This is a genomic window from Desulfovibrio gilichinskyi (assembly GCF_900177375.1).
GTDB classification, from domain to species: Bacteria; Desulfobacterota; Desulfovibrionia; order Desulfovibrionales; family Desulfovibrionaceae; genus Maridesulfovibrio; species Maridesulfovibrio gilichinskyi.
Map to the genome: position 1 here is coordinate 244,237 of NZ_FWZU01000002.1, position 17,950 is coordinate 262,186.

14 protein-coding genes, 1 tRNA gene, 1 pseudogene and 1 riboswitch are annotated in these 17,950 nt (G+C 42.5%); of the genes and pseudogenes, 8 read left to right on the top strand and 8 right to left on the bottom strand.

Annotation, left to right across the window (positions count from 1 at the left end):
- Positions 1 to 74: 74 nt before the first annotated feature.
- From B9N78_RS06030 to B9N78_RS06050, 5 genes are all read right to left on the bottom strand, one after another.
- Entirely contained in the window at positions 75 to 665 is a 591-nt protein-coding gene (locus B9N78_RS06030; protein ID WP_085099874.1) for a hypothetical protein, read from the bottom strand.
- A 187-nt stretch (positions 666 to 852) separates the two neighbouring features.
- A complete protein-coding gene (locus B9N78_RS06035) occupies positions 853 to 1,125 on the bottom strand; it encodes a hypothetical protein (protein ID WP_085099877.1) in 273 nt (90 codons plus the stop codon).
- A 261-nt stretch (positions 1,126 to 1,386) separates the two neighbouring features.
- Positions 1,387 to 1,485, bottom strand: a riboswitch (SAM riboswitch).
- Positions 1,486 to 1,634: 149 nt separating this feature from the next.
- Positions 1,635 to 3,194, bottom strand: a complete 1,560-nt coding sequence (locus B9N78_RS06040; protein WP_085099880.1) for a DNA repair protein RecN — start codon at positions 3,192 to 3,194, stop codon at positions 1,635 to 1,637.
- Positions 3,195 to 3,206: 12 nt separating this feature from the next.
- A complete protein-coding gene (locus tag B9N78_RS06045) occupies positions 3,207 to 4,052 on the bottom strand; it encodes an ABC transporter permease (RefSeq protein ID WP_085099883.1) in 846 nt (281 codons plus the stop codon).
- Positions 4,052 to 5,044 (bottom strand): ABC transporter permease, encoded by a 993-nt coding sequence (locus B9N78_RS06050; protein ID WP_085099885.1) that lies wholly within the window; start codon positions 5,042 to 5,044, stop codon positions 4,052 to 4,054. Before B9N78_RS06050 ends, B9N78_RS06045 begins: the two co-directional genes overlap by 1 nt.
- A 259-nt stretch (positions 5,045 to 5,303) precedes the next feature.
- Between B9N78_RS06050 and B9N78_RS06055 the strand changes: the two genes are divergently transcribed.
- From B9N78_RS06055 to B9N78_RS06075, 4 genes are all read left to right on the top strand, one after another.
- Positions 5,304 to 5,379, top strand: a tRNA-Ala gene (locus B9N78_RS06055).
- A gap of 664 nt (positions 5,380 to 6,043) precedes the next feature.
- Entirely contained in the window at positions 6,044 to 6,727 is a 684-nt protein-coding gene (locus B9N78_RS06060; protein ID WP_085099888.1) for a hypothetical protein, read from the top strand.
- 510 nt (positions 6,728 to 7,237) lie between these two features.
- Positions 7,238 to 7,645 carry a GFA family protein gene (locus B9N78_RS06070; RefSeq protein WP_085099894.1) on the top strand — a complete coding sequence of 136 codons (408 nt, stop codon included), beginning with the start codon at positions 7,238 to 7,240 and terminating at the stop codon, positions 7,643 to 7,645.
- A 794-nt stretch (positions 7,646 to 8,439) separates the two neighbouring features.
- Complete coding sequence (locus tag B9N78_RS06075; protein ID WP_085099896.1) at positions 8,440 to 9,822, top strand: metallophosphoesterase; 1,383 nt, start codon at positions 8,440 to 8,442, stop codon at positions 9,820 to 9,822.
- Positions 9,823 to 10,109: 287 nt separating this feature from the next.
- Here the strand turns inward: B9N78_RS06075 and B9N78_RS18315 are convergent.
- Positions 10,110 to 11,186 (bottom strand): annotated as a pseudogene (locus tag B9N78_RS18315) (ABC transporter substrate-binding protein).
- Positions 11,187 to 11,498: 312 nt separating this feature from the next.
- On the opposite strand from B9N78_RS18315, the gene B9N78_RS06090 reads away from it, so the two are divergent.
- The 3 genes from B9N78_RS06090 to B9N78_RS06100 are packed head-to-tail and all read left to right on the top strand — an operon-like array spanning position 11,499 to position 15,448.
- Complete coding sequence (locus B9N78_RS06090; protein ID WP_085099906.1) at positions 11,499 to 12,725, top strand: ATP-binding protein; 1,227 nt, start codon at positions 11,499 to 11,501, stop codon at positions 12,723 to 12,725.
- Between the two features lie 9 nt (positions 12,726 to 12,734).
- A complete protein-coding gene (locus tag B9N78_RS06095; RefSeq protein WP_085099909.1) occupies positions 12,735 to 14,966 on the top strand; it encodes an ORC-CDC6 family AAA ATPase in 2,232 nt (743 codons plus the stop codon).
- Between the two features lie 41 nt (positions 14,967 to 15,007).
- The gene (locus tag B9N78_RS06100) at positions 15,008 to 15,448 is read left to right on the top strand and encodes a nucleoside deaminase (RefSeq protein WP_245805482.1); all 441 of its coding nucleotides are present in this window, start codon (positions 15,008 to 15,010) and stop codon (positions 15,446 to 15,448) included.
- Positions 15,449 to 15,480: 32 nt separating this feature from the next.
- Here B9N78_RS06100 and B9N78_RS06105 read toward each other — a convergent pair whose 3' ends face one another.
- Positions 15,481 to 17,169, bottom strand: a complete 1,689-nt coding sequence (locus tag B9N78_RS06105; protein ID WP_085099912.1) for a SulP family inorganic anion transporter — start codon at positions 17,167 to 17,169, stop codon at positions 15,481 to 15,483.
- A gap of 281 nt (positions 17,170 to 17,450) precedes the next feature.
- On the bottom strand, positions 17,451 to 17,564 hold the full coding sequence (locus B9N78_RS18435; RefSeq protein WP_425429855.1) for a hypothetical protein: 114 nt from the start codon (positions 17,562 to 17,564) through the stop codon (positions 17,451 to 17,453).
- Between the two features lie 119 nt (positions 17,565 to 17,683).
- Between B9N78_RS18435 and B9N78_RS18000 the strand changes: the two genes are divergently transcribed.
- Complete coding sequence (locus B9N78_RS18000; protein ID WP_137982499.1) at positions 17,684 to 17,911, top strand: hypothetical protein; 228 nt, start codon at positions 17,684 to 17,686, stop codon at positions 17,909 to 17,911.
- Positions 17,912 to 17,950 lie beyond the last annotated feature (39 nt).

Consider the following 17,950-nt stretch of genomic DNA (forward strand, 5'->3'; position numbering starts at 1 on the left):
AGTTGTGTAAAGATACGGCTGTATAAAACAGCTCGTACTAAGTTTTTATCCAGCGGCAGTCGAAGTATTTCTTATTAAAACGGTACACCTCTAAAGACATTAATTTTGTTGACCGCATTGTCAAATTCGCTCGGATTCAGTTCGTTATCTAGGTCAGCATCGAAATCTTTAAGGTTCACTTTCAGCTGAATCGCTTCTGCTTCTTTTGCGTCAATTTTACCGTCTTTGTTGAGGTCCGCCTCGTCAAAGGTGGGGAGAGGCTTTTTGATTTCAGAGTCTTTTATAATAGCACATTTAATATGGCGACCGTCATCGTCAAGGGTTACATCAATGTTTGCACCCGGCTCGATATAGAGCTTTACGCAGGTATCTCCTGACCATAGATCAAGCCCGTTTTTATCTTCAAGTGCCAGTTTTATTTTGGCTTTGTTTCCGTCTTTGTCAAAGCAGTCTTTATTATAAAGGGCATTGCAGGTGCAGTCTGTAATTGTACTGGCCTTTACTCTGCCGAATTCAAAACCGTTGCTTTTGCCCCATACTCTAAGCACGTTGCCGGTATGATTGATTACAGTGAAAGTTTTTGTCTGCGCCATAGCAGACGGGGCAGTGTAAAGAATAAGTCCTGCGAGTAAAATAAAAATTATTGAAAGTCTGCTAAGCTTCATGCGATTTCCCCTTTTAGTGCGAACGTAATAAATGCTGTACTGGTTTTAACCATACATGCGCTCAAAAGCAATGCAGGATTATCTATACATAAAAAAGCTCTTTCTGCCGGAGTTTATTCTGAGCAGAAAGAGCCTTAAAAAAGCTTTCGGATGTTTTAAAATTAATTTGTGAATGTGGCCGACTGTATTAGACCACCTTACCAAAAGATAAAATTAAATTCTTACGGAATGTACGATTCTCCCATATTTCTTTGGGACCGCTCTCGCTGACTTCTTCATTAAGAATGTCGCGCAATTCTTTTTTCTGCGCGTCATCAAGGTTTAAAATTTTAATGTCACCAAGAAGAGTAAGAGGGTCGCTGTAATCTGTAGGAAGTTGTTCACAGGCGTTATCTTTACATAAAAATTTGATAACTCCGGCTGGACGATTGCATGATGCTTTTTTGACGATGTTTGTCATGTTGAAAATCTCCGTGTTTGCGGGTGCTCCCTTGAATGCCCTGGAGCGGTTCGCATAATAAAACCCTGAAATCTGTAAAGGATTAACGGGTTTTTTCCGTTGGCATGGGCATTTTAGCGGCATCTGTTTTTAAGGTGGGCGCGCAATTATCATAAATCTTCCCACCAATTAGCAGCCTGCAATGAGGCTGCTGAGGCACTAAAACAAAAAAAGGCATTTCCTTCTGGAAATGCCTTTAATGAAAATTATACGCTAAAGCTTCTCTCATGGTCCCTATACAGGAGGCATTGGCACCTTGCTGTACACAGCAGGTTGCCGGGTGGTCGACAGGCCAGATCCCTCGCACCCTCTTCATGAGTATGATTGTAAAAAAGCTTCAATAAATTAACTGCTTTTGAACAATATGTGTTGTTATTTGTAAATCAAAGAACGTAAAGGATAGGCTATTACTGCTTTGCCGTACCGTCAATAAGTTTTTTTGTTAAAATGTTAAAAAATATTATATCCTTTTATTCCTGACCCTTCATGCGCGAAATCTCTGCTGTGATTTCATTTTCATCAAGTTGTCTGCATGTTGTGAAAGTTTCTTTGTTTACTACGCCCTTATGAATCAGGAAGTGCCTGTCCGCAAGTTCTGCAAGCTGCGGCCAGTGGGTGATAAGTATCATTTGCTGACGTTTTGCAAGTTCCTGCATTTTTTCACCGACTCTGTTCAGTGTGGTTCCGCCTATTCCTGAGTCAATTTCATCGAAGATAAGCGTCGGTTTATCTGTCTCGCTTTGCAAGCCTGTAATGGCCAGCATAAAGCGCGAAAGTTCACCGCCGGATGCAATCTTTTCAAGTGGCTGAGGAGCTTGTCCGGGGTTTGGAATCCACATAAGCCGCCCTCTCATTTCATATAGGTCAGGATAAAGCTCATGGGGCTGAAACTCGAATTCCACGCGGACATGTTCGGAAAATCCTAATCCTTTGAGTTCAGCTTCAATACGGGAAGTCAGTTTTGTTGCGGCAATTTTTCTGGCCTCGAAAAGACTCTCCAAAGTTACTCTAAGCTTATCGACAAGTTCTTTTTCTTTCCGTGAAATCTGGGCGAGTTCAATTGTGCAGGAATCAAGAAAGTTGAGATTGTCCTCAATTTCTTTTTGCATATCCATAATCTGATCTAAAGTGCGGCCCAGTTTTCGTTTAAGCTTCGAAAGGTCGTAAAGCCGCTCCTCTATGTCATCAATAGTTTCTTCCATTTCAAAATCGAGCGGCTGTGAGCGGAGGCGCATTGCCAGTTCGTCAATGAAATGTTTGAACTCAACCACGGTTTCCCTGTCTTTTTCATAGTCCGGGAAAATGTCGCAAACCCTTTCCATTTCGGACGATAAGGATGAAAGCCCGCCTGAAAGATCTTGTTCGCCCCGCATAATATCCATAGCATTCTGGATACATTTGCCGGCATCTTCGTGCTGGCGGAGCAGATTCTTTTTTTCCAGAAGCTCATCTTCTTCACCGGGGTATGGTGCAACTTCTTCAATTTCTTTAAGCTGGAATTCGAGGAAGTCTTTTTTTTCAAGCAGCGTTGCGGATCGTTTTTTCAGCTCGTTTTTTTTGGTCAGCAGCTCGCGCAATGAGCTTAAAATATTGTCTTTTGTTTTGGGAAGTGCGGAGTCCTTAAGAAAAGTATCAAGAATTGTGCATTGATATGAGGGTTGCAAAAGTCTTTGCTGTGCATGCTGACTGGTATGCAGAATCATTGTCGCGCCCATTTCACGGATGATTGTCTGTGAGCTGAGTTTGTCATTTACATATACTTTGCTACGTCCTGTTTCCGCGGAAAGGACTCTGCGGACAATTGATTCCTGACCGTCGGGGTGGATAAACATAGCTTCAACAAGAGCCTGTTTTTTACCCGGTCTAACCATATCGGCATTCATGCGCTGCCCTGTTAAAAAATCAATGGCGCGTAAAATGAAAGATTTACCTGCTCCTGTTTCGCCTGTGAGGGCGTTCATTCCTGGTGCGAATTCGATTTCAGCATCTTCAATCAGAGCAAGGTCACGTATTCTAAGCAGTTCCAACATTTATTATTCCGTTTACTGTTTCAGTCTGGGGTCAAGAATGTCACGCAATGCTTCACCAAGTAGATTATAACCCAGAACGGTTAGAAGTATGGCCATTCCGGGGAAGATCGAGAGCCACGGAGCAATTTCAAGCACCTCTTTCCCGTCCATGAGCAGATTGCCCCACGACGGATCAGGAGGTTGCACTCCGAGGCCGAGAAAACTTAAAGATGATTCTACCAGTATCGCACCTGCCACTCCAAGTGTTGCCGAAACGAGCACAGGTGTAATGGCGTTCGGCAAAATATGGGTTGCCATAATCCGAATCGGTCCGGCTCCTGCCAGCTTTGAGGCTTGTACAAAGTCACGTTTTCGAAGTGACAGCGTTTCAGCCCTTACCAGTCTGGCAACGCCCATCCATGAAGTGAATCCTATCACGATCATAATGTTCATAAGACCCGGTTCAAGGAAGGCTATAACTGCCAGAATCAGAAAGAACGACGGAAAGCAGAGCATTACATCAACGCCGCGCATAATTATTTCATCAACCAGACCCCCGAAATACCCTGCTGTCAGTCCGAGCACAAGACCTATCGCAGTGGAAATCCCAACTGCCACAAATCCTACCCAGAGTGAGACCCTTCCTCCATACAGAATACGGGCGAAAACGTCGCGGCCCAGTGCATCTGTCCCGAATAGGTGCGTACCGCTCGGAGCTTGCAGCAGATTATCAATATTCAGGGCAAAAGGGTCATAGTGTGTTAACAGAGGGGCACATATAGCCGCGATTGAAATGGTTCCCACAAGGGTAAGCCCAAGAATGAGCATGCCGTATTTTTGAAAGCGGGTAGGTGGAGTTAAAGGCTTTTTATTTAGCATTAGTCCTTCCCTCCAGCACGGATGCGAGGATCGGCAAACCCGTATGCCACATCTGCCAGCAGGTTTCCGGCAAGGGTGAGTAATGCTCCAAGTACAAGGCTGCCCATAATCAGTGAGTAATCGCGGGACATAACCCCGTTATAAAAAAGTTGCCCCAGTCCGGGCAGGGCGAAAATAGATTCAATGATAACACTGCCGCCGATAAGCCCGGGGATGGAAAGTCCCAGCAGAGTGATTACAGGCAGTAATCCGTTGCGAAAGGCATGCTTGAACAGCACCGTCCGCATGGGAAGACCTTTGGCCTTAGCGGTGGTGATGTAATCCTGCCGGAGCACTTCCAGCATTGAAGAGCGCATGAAACGGGACATCCCAGCCAGACTTCCGAATGTATAAATAAATATGGGAAGTGTCAGGTGGCGTGCTAAATCGAAAAATTTACCCATCGGTGAGAGCAGAGCATAATCAAGAGAAGTCAGGCCGGATATGGGCAGAATGGGGTAGTAAATGCCAAGCAGCAGCATCAGCAAAAGAGCGAGCCAGAAGCCCGGTATTGCAAAGCCTATGAAGACAAATACCGTCATTCCGCGGTCAAACCAGCCGCCTTGTTTCCATGCCGAGTACAGCCCTATGGGGATAGCTATTAAAAGAGTCAGAAACAGTGAAGCCACATTCATACCGAAGGTAAGAGGCAACCGTTCTTTTATACGTTCCCACACAGGACGATGGTCTCCGGACATCGATAATCCGAAATCGAAGCGGACCATACGGGAGACCCATTGCCCATATTGAATATACAGAGGCTTATCCAGACCATAAAGCTTTTCAAGCTTCTGGCGGGTCTCTATTGTTGCCTTAGGGTTCAGGGTGGTCTGCATATCGGTAGGTGAGCCGGGGGCAAGATGAATTACCCAGAAGCTGATAACAGTGATGCCGATGAAGACAACGCCGACCCAAGCTATTTTTGAAGCTATTTTAAAGGCAATATCCAGCATGATACCTCGTGAAAAAGTAGAGAGTTAGACTCTTAGAAAAACTTTATTAAGATAGTCTAAGTCCGCTGGCTAATCAACAGCTGAATGAATGAGTGGTCAAGTTGGCAATCAGATAAATATTCAGCGAAACAGGTCAGCTCGCGGTGGATCAGCAGAAAACGGGTAAATACCGCAATAAGTTCAGAATAAAATTGAAATTAAATAGAGGAGAGTATTGACAGTATGGGTAGGAATCTGTAAATACTCTTCCACAACGAGTGGGGCTGTAGCTCAGTTGGGAGAGCGCTTGAATGGCATTCAAGAGGCCAAGAGTTCAATTCTCTTCAGCTCCACCATTAAAATTTCCAATAAAAAGGGATAGTTAGACTAACATCTAGCTGTCCCTTTTTTCATGCGTGGTCAACCGAGTGGTGAACCTTGGGTTGACATCAGTGTTTGAGAGAACTGTTTAAGCAATTGTAATAACAGTGTTTGAGGGTGTTTGAGCTGTCAACATTTTACACGGTGTTAACTAAGTAAGTTTACAGCTAGAATTGATGAGTTGAAACTAACCGATTAAGTGTAAAAGCTTAGTCGGTTTTTTTGATGCGGATGATCGAGTGGATAACATTATGAAATTTTGGACAACTGATAATGACAATCAAATTCTTGACATTTGCGATTAAGTATGTTATAATTGTTATTATTGTGTGGAAGTGCGTTTGTTTCTTAAAATTTTTACTGGAGTAAGTTTATGGAAGTAGAAAAAAGTTTGTGCCCGGTGGCAGGAAAGTATGTTTTAATTACGAAAAAATATTGGATTCATAAAAGTAGTGGAACAAAACATGTCACTGCGGTGTATTGTGAAGACAGTTTTTTTTGTTCAGAATATGCTAATCAACCGTCGAAGTGTATAGTTAGAAATAATTATTAAGGTTAATATTTTTCTATTATGTAAATGAGTATGTTAAATTTTGATATTCAACGTATAATGTCATAGCCTGACAAGGTGGATAATGTATGGAATCAGATTGTGCAGCAAACTCAGCTAAATATGTGATTATTTTTGGTGGGCTTGTAGGTTTCGCTCTCCTTGTTTTTTTATATTTTCAAGGGTTCGTTTTTCAAATAGCTCCATTAGATTTAAACGTTTCTTCTCAGATAGGTACTCTTTTTGTGGGTACGGTTGGTGTTCTGTGGTCACTAGGAGGGGTACTTTTATTATACTCTACTTTACAATCTCAAAGAAAGTCTGTTGATGTTCAATCTGTTTCAATGCAGGTTGAAAATTATGTTAAGGCAATAACCTCTATTCGTTCAAATCCGACATATGCGGAAGATGTGAAATTTTATGAGCACTTAATAGGAGTTCATAGGGATGATCGTAAGGCGTCTTCCTATGAAGGGGTTGATCGCTTGGCAGATGCCAGTTGTTTTACAGAAATAGTGTATCTTTTTAAAGCAGCACATATAAGAAATGATGCTAGTAAAATTCAAATGGATGTTATGAACTTTGTTTTTATGTCGCTAACGATCGCAGAAAAAGTAGTGTTGACGTATGTCTTGTTGGAAAGAGAAGTCTTAAATTCTGTTTTGCAAGGTATGGATTTAGATGTGATATGTGCAGATCGATTCTTTTTAAAAAAGGATGGGGTTAAATTGTTGCGGGTGAAGCAAGAAAGGTTAAAGAAGCTTAAGGAATAAATATCACATAAAAAGGCCAGCCCAATAACAGGACTGGCCTTCTTTAATTTAAAGCTAATCGATCAATCAGAATACGTTACAATTCCGGCAACAAACTCACTGCACGTTTCTTCTCACTCTTCTGGGAGTGACAGTATACATCTGCTGTCATCTTCGTTGATGAATGCCCTAAGAGCGCACTTACGCTACTCAGATCCGCATTGTTCGACAAAAGATAAGTTGCATATAAAGGGTCGACACCAAAGAAAGGGGCGCAAGCCTGATTGATCAAATTCCCAACCGTTATCAAGCAATCCGAAAATATATTTTTTACAACTACGACCGTTCTGGGTGCTGATTCTGAGCAGATCATTCAACTCATGGCAAAAATGATGTATAATTTTTATGCTTGGTTGAGCTTCAAATTTGGTTTACTTTGTGGCTTTGTTTTTGCGGCACTTTGTGGTCCAACGAAATGGGGTTGGAGCTGAACTAACTGGTAAGGCAAAAGTCTAATAGGGAGAGTAGGCGATGGTACATAAGGGAACATGTCTATGCGGCAAAGTGGCTTTTGAGGTTGAAGGCGATTTTGAGAATTTCTATCTGTGTCATTGTGAGCGCTGTAGGAAGGATTCTGGCTCTGCACATGCTGCCAATTTATTTTCTTCGACGGCTGATTTGAGGTGGTTATCAGGAGAAAAATATGTCCGTGTATTTGATTTGGAAGGACATATCAAAAGTTTTTGTATCAATTGCGGCTCCGCTCTCCCGAATATTCAGATGGATGAAACTTTGCTAGTCGTTCCAGCGGGAAGCCTCGATAGTGATGTCCCGGTCAGGCCCGATGGCCACATCTTTCACGCAAACAGGGCTAATTGGGATGCAGGATTAGAGAACATCACTATTTTTGACAGTCTTCCTGAAGAGAGTCATGATTGAATGAGAGAATAAGGCATGTCTATCGTTTCCATAAATGTATCAATTATTTCAGCCGACATAAAGTCCACCTCTTGAATTTCATTCACGAAGCCAAGAGTTCAATTCTCTTCAGCCCAACCATCAAATTTTACAAGAAAAATATATAGTTAGACTAATATCTAGCTGTCCCTTTTTTCATGCGTGGTCAACCGAGTGGTGAACCTTGGGTTGACAGCAGTGTTTAAGATAACTGTTTAAGTAATTGTAATAACGGTGTTTGATGGTGTTTGAGCTGTCAACATTTTACACGGTGTTAGCTGAGCAACTTTACAGCTAGAATTGATGAGTTGAAACTAATCGATTAGGTGGGGTTTAAAATATTTGACTTCCCATGTTATGGTAAGCTGTATATTATAAACATATTTTCTTAAGGATATCAGAAGTGCCAATAGACCAAAATGATATCCCAATTATTCGGCCGGATCAGGATGTGTTTGGGGTAGCCCCTTTTGCAGAAGGAATAGCTTGCAGATCTATTAAGATTTGATCCATAAATAGATCTCCTTTCTTTGGTAGGAAATTTGATCAATTGATAGGGCATATCGAGTTGTTTCGGTATGCCTTTCTTTTTACCAGGGTTCTTCACTGCCCCTTTCTTTGAGGTCTACACCCCAAAAAAAGTGCGCCTGCTATTTGAGTAGTAATTCATGATATATGTAGTTAACATCTGCTCTCGCCAATTTGGTCCTAGTTAACTAATTTTACGATAAAATTTGATGTTACAATATTAATTTTGAAAAGAGAGATAGGTTTCTGTGAAGTCATTTACCGATATTTATAATGCAGGAAAAAACACAGAATCAAAGGAAGTGTCTCGTCGCGATTTTATGAAATTTAGTGCAACAACGGCTGCCGTGCTAGGTCTAGCTCCAGCTTGTCTGCTTACTTCATGCTATCAAACCGATGAAGGACCTGACCCCTTTAATAATGGTACTGACGAAAGAAATTTGATCGTTGTTATTAGTGATCTTCACATGGGGGCAGATTTAACCTATGCGGAAATCAACACAAATTTAGTTCCCCTTAAGCATTTTCTAGAACGGATCGAAACATCCTCTAACGTCAAGGAGCTTGTTGTTAATGGCGACTTGCTTGATGAATGGTTTGTTCCTGCAACGGTAGATACTTATGAGGGGTATAATCAGTTTGATTTTGTTGAACGTATAGCGGCAGCTAATAAAGATGTAATTGCGGTATTTAATAGGATTATTTTTGCCGGAAAAATAACAGTAACTTACGTGCCCGGAAATCATGACTTAACTATTACCGCTGCAAATGTTGAAAACATTCTACCCGGTATAGTTCAGGCTCGTGATGCTGGGCTGTTGGGTCTAGGAACATATTCGCCAACTGGTTGTCCTCAAGTTGCGATTGAACACGGTCATCGCTATAATTTCTTTTGTGCTCCTGATTCTATTTCGAATCAAGTTGCCGCGCCAGGAACTATAATGCCTCCAGGATATTTCTTTACAAGAATTGCGGCATTGCACGTAGTTCAGAAATGCACGAATGGAGCTGATGTTGTACCAACTGTCACAGATCCGCTAACTACTGTAAGCCAAAATTTATTATATAAATATTGGCAGCAGTGGAAATGGGCGTTAGGCGTATTTTCTATAAAAAACCTTTTTAGCGATAGTATTATCGTGACAAACGTTAATGGTTTCACCGCGACATATTCTGTTAATGATCTGCTTCCTTCTCAACCTGGTGGGGTAGGGCCAATTTCGGTGAATCTTTATAATGGAATTCAGGATAACTGGGCTGCAAGGTGTGTTCTAAATAATGTTCCTGTGCCGCTTGATGCTGGTAACGCAATTGATAAAAGTGCTTCGGCGGCTGAAACAGATCGTATGTCAAGCGTTCAGTATTTTATGAATGCCGGTTCTGATAAAAGAATTGTTGTTTTTGGGCATAGCCATGTTCCTACATTATTTTCATCTAAAAACTATAAAGACGAAAAGACAATTTATGTGAATTCAGGGACATGGATTGATCATAATCCAAACAGAACAACTACAAACTTTGTTGTAATAACTCCTCAGAGTTCTGAAGAGTCTTCACAAACTAGTGTCGTTCTATATAATTTTGAAAATGAATATGTAACTGAAATGGCTAGAGAGTCAGTGCGTGTTTAGTTCAGAACATTAAAGCTAATTATTCAGTTAAATGTTTATGTTCGAATATGAATAATTAAAGTCTAGCCCTATAACTGGCGGGACTTTAATTGTTAAACCTTTCCATCTGATCAATATGACAAAAATGCCGAAAACAAACTCACCGCAAGCCCCTAATAACTCTCTAACTATATACTTCAACACGATTTCTGCCATTTTGTTTGGCTGTGTATAAAGCTTTGTCCGCAGCAGCGATTAGTCCCGCGGCAGAGGTTATGGTTTGTATATATTGGTGCTGATAAGCAAGTCTATTTTTTTAGCTGTACCCATGCCTCAATCATTTTTCTTTTGATGCGTGGGCTGATGTTTTTAATAACTTCACTGTTTTTGAGTTTTTTTTCTGTTGGGTAAATGATCTCGTTTTCCAGCATAGTCTTGGGAATAAGTTTACGGTCTTCAGCATTTGGAGTTGCAAATTCAAGTTCAAATGCGGCTTTTGCACTGTTTTGTGCTTCAGAAAGATAATTTATAAAGTCGTACGCCAGCTCAGGATATTTTGTATGAGAGGAAACAACCATGTAGTCTACCCATATTTCACCGCCCTCTTTGGGGAGGACGTAGCGTATGTCCGGGTTTCTTTTTTGGAGTAATAGGGCGTCTCCGTTCCACGCTTGTCCCATCCATGTCTCACCTGAGACAATCCCGGAATCTGCATTGGTTTTGAAGTATCCATAAGTTTGCACATATGGTTCTTGTTTTTTTTAAATGTCGATTGCAGCATCCATAGCTTCAGGGTTTTCAGAGTTAATTGAGTATCCAAGACCTTTCAGAGCCAGTCCGATACCCAGACGATGGATATCTAAAACCATAATTTTACCGCGCCATGCTTCTTTCGGCTGGTAAAACTGCATCCAGCTGGAAATATCTTCACCTATTAAATCTGAACGGTAAACAATGCCTACTGTTCCCCATAAATATGGAACAGCATATTGTTTAGTGTCGGGCCATGCTTCAACCCATCTTTTATCCATGTGTACAAGGCTTGGAACTTTATTTGTTCCGATCGGGCGAATCCAGTTTTGGCGTGAGTAGGGGGTAACATCATTGCCGTTTATCATGATTATATCGTAGCCTTTGCCCCCTTTACGCATAACGTTTTCATCACGTTCATCAGATGACTGAAAATATTCCTGACGAATTGTGCAATTGCGGGTCTTTTCAAAATTTTCAACAATCCCTTCGCCTACGTATGCAGTCCAATTATAAAATACCAGTTCCGGTTTTTCGTCTGCTGACGCAGGTACAAATCCGATAAATGTATAGGCGGCAGTAAATATGATAAGCAGTGTAAAAAAAAAGTTGAGTCGTTTTTTCTGGCTGAACATAAATATTTATCCTTATGAATTAAAGCATTCTCAGCTATAAAAAAAACTTTTTATTAAATTAAAAACAACAGGCTTCTCCCAGAGTAAGGCAGATGAAGGCGATAAGCTTGGTGCACCAGCAAAGGACGCGTCAAGGATGTCGGTATTTGCAGAGTGAATTGAAAAGAGTCTTGAGAAAGATAAAATCTCTGATTAAAGCTTGATCTCTTTTTGGTTTAAACTTAAAACAATTTTGTTGCCAACAATTATGTTGCCACTTGTTTTGTTGTCAGCGTAGCGACTATTAAAAGTAAACCTCATGAAGGAAATGTTATGGAAGATGAACTTGTAGGAGAAATCGGAAACTACGTTACCGGCGATAGGTTCTGGGGGCGAGAAGACGAGCTTGAGCTTTTACAAAATTATCTTGTAGAAGGTGCAAATGTATCTATTCTTGCCCAGCGGCGCATAGGTAAGACGAGCCTTATGCATGAGACTGCAAAAAGACTTCCCGATGAGTTCATTCCACTTCATATAGATTTGCAAGCATGTAATACTGCCGCAGATTTGGTTAAGAAGGTGGCAGTTGCTACTAAGCCTTACGACAAATTATGGCGTAAAATACTTTCGCCTTTTAAAAACATGCTTGCTTCCACCAAGGACAATTTAGATTCCATAAGTGTAGATTCTTTCAAAATAAAATTTAAGGAAGGGGTCTCTGAAGACAACTGGCAGGATAAAGGAACCCAAGTTCTAGAAATTTTAGCCGATCATGAGAAAAGAGTGGTGCTTTTTATTGATGAGCTGCCTATTATGATTTCTCGTATGCTGGATGAATCTCCTGATCGTGGTAAAAATGAGGTGCATATCTTTTTATCTTGGCTTCGAGAGAAATCACAAAAGTATAAAGGTAAAATATCGATGGTGTTTGCCGGTTCCATAGGTCTTGAGCCCGTGCTGAACAGAGCGAAAATCAGTGCAGACATGAATCATTTGACCACTTTTAGATTGGAACCATGGCGCGATTCCGTAGCGTTGAGCTGTTTGCATGCTCTTGCAGCCCATCGTCAACTTAATTTGCCTGATGAATCTGCACGAAGGATGATTGAGTTACTAGGGTGCAATATCCCCTATCACGTGCAGCTCTTTTTTGCCAATGTCAGAGAACATATTCTGCTTACGAAACCCTCAGCACTTAAACCCGGCGTCATAAATGAAATTTTCCAAGAAAAAATGATTTCTTCGCGAGGGCATGCCGAATTGGTTCATATGGAAGAGCGTCTTGATAAAGAGCTTGATAAGGCGGAGTTGCAGCTGGCTAAAAGTATTTTGACACAAGCTGCTGTAATAGGATTTGTAGAATCAGGCGGGATGTGTAAACTGTTCGATCGTCACGCGTTTTCTAAAGAGGATCGAGTTAATATTTTGCCTAGACTGTGCGAGATTCTTGTTAGCGACGGATATTTAAAGAAGAATGAAGCCGGTAAATATGTATTTGTATCAAATCTGCTGCATAAGTGGTGGGAGAATAAGTATAAAGATTTTTTTGAGACGGTATAGGGGAATATTATGAGCGGTAAAATTGTTAAATACAATCCATCTTTTTTGAATGACCAAGAGCTGATAGATTCATTTGTTGTACGGCATGGTTTTCTTGAACTTCTTTTGGAAGTTATCCGCGAGAACACGCACCAAAATAACCAACATGTAATTGCAATCGGTCCTCGCGGCAGTGGAAAAACAACTTTACTTCGTCGTGTGATTGCGGAAATCCGCCAGCAAAAAGAGCTAAGCGACCTCTGGTATCCTTTACCTTTTGGTGAAGAAAGCTATGAAATCGCCTCTGCCGGAGAATTCTGGCTGGAGGCTCTTCACCATCTCGGTGGGCTTACCGGTGATCCCAGCTGGGGTAAGGCTTATGACGAATTGCTTGGAGAACATGACGAAAAAAGGCTGCAAGAACGTTGCCTGTCTAGGCTACTTGACTTTGCGGATAAATGCGGCAAGCGGTTATTGCTTGTAGTTGAGAATCTCAACCTTATGCTTGGTGAACAGCTTGAAGATATAGACGCATGGGCATTACGAGAGACTCTGATGCACGAGCCGCGAATAATGTTACTAGGATCAGCCACCGCCAGTTTTGCGGCTATTACGGATCAGAATCAGGCTATGTTCGAGCTTTTTCGCGTATTTCATATGTCGCGACTTACAGTCGAAGAATGCCAAAAGGTCTGGAGCCAAGTGGCAGGGCAAGACATAACAGAAAAGCAGGCTAGAGCTGTACAAATTCTTACAGGTGGAAATCCCCGTCTATTAACAATTCTATCTTTATTCGGGTCGACTCGCTCATTTCGCTCATTAATGGATGATTTATCCTTGCTGGTAGATGAACACACTGATTATTTTAAGTCCAATTTTGAAAGCCTTCCCCCAAAAGAACGCAAAGTCTTCGCGTGCTTGGCATCGCTTTGGGAAGACAGCCTCTCCAGTGAAATTGCCAGAGCCGCCCGCATGACAACAAGTCAGGTCAGTGCACAGCTGAAACGTTTGGAAAGTCGCGGATGTGTACGGGTTGTGAGTAATGAAAAAGGCAAAAAAAGATATCAACTGGCTGAACGGTTATACAATATTTATTATTTAATGAGACGAAGCCAAAACGATGGCAGAGTTAAAGCTGTAGTATACTTTATGCGTCAATTTTACGGGCAGGAGCGTTTGCACGAAGCCATGAGTATTATCGCCAGCGAAGCCTGCCAAATGAAAGATGGAGAACGACAGGATCATTACCGTGCCTTTCAAATTTTTTGTAATTATCCAGAAGCAAAAGATAAATTACAGCTTTTCCGAGAGGCCATATCTCCAGCCTTCCGAGAACTTCCGGATCTTCCAGATAGTGTAAAGAAATTGCTCAAGCCGGATGTTAAAAATGAAGAACTTTTTAAAATAGCTAAGGATATCAACAAGAGTCTCAATGCTGCTAACTGGAATGATGCCGAAGAAAAATTACGCCGGTATGTTGAATTAGATTCTAATGAGGCTAAAGGGTGGGGGGTTTTAGGAGAGAGACTCGTCCAAATAGGCCAGTCAGATGAAGGGATTAAATGCTTACGCAAGGCTATTGAATTAGCTCCTAATTTAGTAGCAGCTTGGTTTGCTCTTGGGGGCACCCTTATCTTTGACTTAAATAGACAAAGTGAAGGATATGAGTGTCTCAAAAAAGCTGCAGCCATTGAGCAAAATATATTTTGTAATAATCCATACCTCCTCAATAAAATACGAAGCACTGATGTTTCAATGGAAACTCTTGAAAATATTTTAAATTCTACGAATAGGCCGGGCGATTTATTAAATAATATTGCTTGCGCCGTGATGGATAAAATGAACAAAAGCGACTATGAGGATATGGCTACAATTGTCGCTTGGGCGAGAGAGAGTGTAGAAAAAACAGATGGGGAAAAATATACGCATGGCACTCTTGCTAGAGCTTTAGCCCTACAGGGTAATATCCTTGAAGCACTCCCACATGTTCAAACTGTTCTTGCTGACATTGAACTGGTTAACAACAATATTCAAGAGATGACGGACATACTCACTCTTGCCGCTGCCTTCGGTCACGGGCAAGAAGCTTTAGACCTGTTAGTCGCGTCACCCAGTTTAAATGCACTGGAACCTGTCGCCGTGGGGCTTAAGCAGTACTTAGGGCTTGACGTACAAGCTCCTCAAGAAGTTAAAGAAATTGGTGAAGATATCGTTAAAAATATTGAAATGTGGAAAGAGAAACGAGTCCTGCGTATAAGGTAGACCTGTCACCGATAGAAGATACAAACAAAAGGATTATAATGATGAATAATAAATTTATGCAGGCCGCTTTAGAACAAGCAAGAGTCGGAATGAACGAAGGCGGTATTCCCATCGGTTCCGTCTTGGTCCATAACGGGAAAATAATCGGCGAAGGGAGAAACAGACGAATCCAAGAAGGTAGTGTCATCAAACATGGAGAAATGGATGCTCTGGAAAACGCGGGAAGGCAACCCGCCAGCATTTACCGGGAATCAATACTCTACACCACATTATCCCCATGCCCCATGTGTACCGGTGCTATTTTGTTATACGGGATAAAAAAAGTCATTATCGGTGAGAATGTGAACTACCTCGGAGCTGAAAAAACTTTACTGGAAAATGGTGTTGAAATTAATGTTTTACAAAATGAAGATTGCATTAATTTAATGAGAACTTTTATTGAAAATAATCCAACTCTCTGGAATGAAGACATCGGAGAATAAATAGTTGCTGAACTCTTGATTGTGCCGATGTACTAAAGCTTTGTATCAGTTTCTTCTTCCAAGTTTTTAATAATCGCTTTGGCTCGCTCTATCGCGCCCGGATAGTCCGGCAGGATGTTTTCCATGCCGATAAGACGCTTGGTTCCCATGGAACTGAGTATCTTGTGGGTGCCGGTTGTAAGCTCTGCCAGAATGACCACAATGCCGCGCTGGTTTGCTTTCAGGATCACACATTCCAGAGCTTCGATTGCGGTGGCGTCGATATGATACACATGTCCCAGCCGAATGATCAGTACTGAAGGGACTCCGCGGGTGAACTGCATAGTGTCGATAAATTTCTGTGCCGTGCCGAAAAAGAACGGGCCGTCAACCTCGTACACCGATATTTTGTCATGCCATCCCAGCATTCGACCATTGATTGATTCGTCTTCAAGAGACAGTTCACAGACACCGCTTACCTCGCTCATACGTTTCATGAACAGCAATGCTGACAGCACAACTCCAACTTGAACGGCAACTGTAAGGTCCACCAAAACAGTCAGGCTGAAGGTGAGGAGCAGGACCGCGGAATCGATCTTTGGAGCGTGCAGCAAACGTTTGAAACGATGCAGTTCGCTCATGTCCCAAGAAACGACAATCAGCACGGCGGCTAAGCTTGCAAGCGGAATATGATACAACAATCCGGAGCAGATCATAAGAAAGGCGGCCAGCGTGGCCACATGAATCAAACCGGAAACAGGAGAGTAAGCACCTGCGCGGATATTGGTGGCGGTGCGGGCTATTGCGCCCGTAGCCGGAATACCTCCAAAAAAAGCGGAAGCGATGTTTGCCAGTCCCTGCGCCATCAGCTCAACGGTTGAATTGTGGCGGCTTCCGGTCATACCATCGGCCACAACTGCGCTCAGGAGTGATTCAATACCGGCCAGCAGGGCGATGGTGAGTGCATCAGGAAGTTCCGACCGCACTAAGGCCATGCTGAAAACGGGCATGTGCGCATGCGGCAGCACTGCAGGAATGTTCCCGAAGCGGGAACCGATTGTTTCAACCGGTAAGCCCATGATCCAGACTGCGGCTGTGGCAAAGAATATGCCGACAATGTGCGCCGGAACCCGGGGGACGAAACGACGTATAAGAAGCATAACTACCAACGTCCCGACACTTAGAGCCAACGCCTCGCTGTTAAAAGTCGGTAACGCATTATAGCAGGCCACTATCCGGTCGTAAAAAGCTGCAGGAACATGCTGCAAGTCGAGTCCGAAAAAATCCTTGATCTGGGTGGTAACAATTAATAAGGCGATACCTGTCGTGAATCCGGCGGTGACTGGGTAGGGAATAAACTTCAGGAATTGCCCGAAATTGAATAGGCCCATGAGAAAAAGTAATATCCCCGCCAGAATCATGGCCATCACAAGCCCGTCGTAGCCGTGGCGGGCAAGGATTGTGCCCACAATAACAACGAATGCTCCGGTCGGGCCTCCAATTTGAAAACGCGAGCCTCCGAGCCCTGAAATGATAAACCCGGCAACAAGGGCGGTGAACAGTCCTTGCTGGGGCGATGCTCCTGCTGCAATGGCGAAAGCCATGGCCAGCGGCAGGGCGACAATTCCAACCGTAACGCCGGACCCGATATCGCTGGCGAACAGTTTAAAAGAATAACCGCGCTTCAGGACGCGGATAATAGCTGGTTGATAATTCTGACTCAAAGTTTTAAGGTAAGACATGGAAATTCCAGAGGTTATTATCACAAATGGTGCACAGACGGGTACAGCCTGATTAAACGGTCAGGTCATATCTGGAGGCTCACAGGAAAATGGTTAATGTATTTATAAATATGAACGCCTTCATCTGATCTTTGTCAAGCTCCTGTCGATACATTTTTGCCTTTAAAAATAACAAAAAAATATTGGATGCAGGGCAAAACTACATAATTATAGTGTATTAAATCTTGAAGCGTAGAATTGACCGCTTCTAATAGATGGTCAGAAATTGTCTAAGCTGCTTTTCAGCACGCAGTGCGTCCTTTTGGGTAAGGTAGATAGGCTGTAACAGTTGTCCAGTTGTCAGGATGGCTTTTAAATTGAACAGTTCCATTGTGAAGTTCGATAATCCTTTTCACTATAGCAAGTCCAAGACCGGATCCGCCGTGGCGCTAGTGACAGTTGCTTCAATTTCAAGGGATGAAAGATCCAGCAGACTCTTCACCAGCCGTTCCATGCGTAGTACCTGAGTGGTAATGTGTTCCTGACTTTTTGCCTGTTTGTTTATTTCTCGGACGGGCTTCAGGATGAAGCCTGCTACGAAATAACTTATTCCCGCCAGAACGAGGACGGAGAAAGCGAGCCCTACGACACTCCGACTACTGTGTCTTCAAGTTCTTCTTTCAGGTTCTCTATGGTTCGGCCGATGCAAACCATATATTTATTCCTGTTTATAGAAAGTTGGACAGTTCGTACTCGGACTTAGATGGTACGAGGATGGTGCCTGCTTTATCCGCTTTGAGAC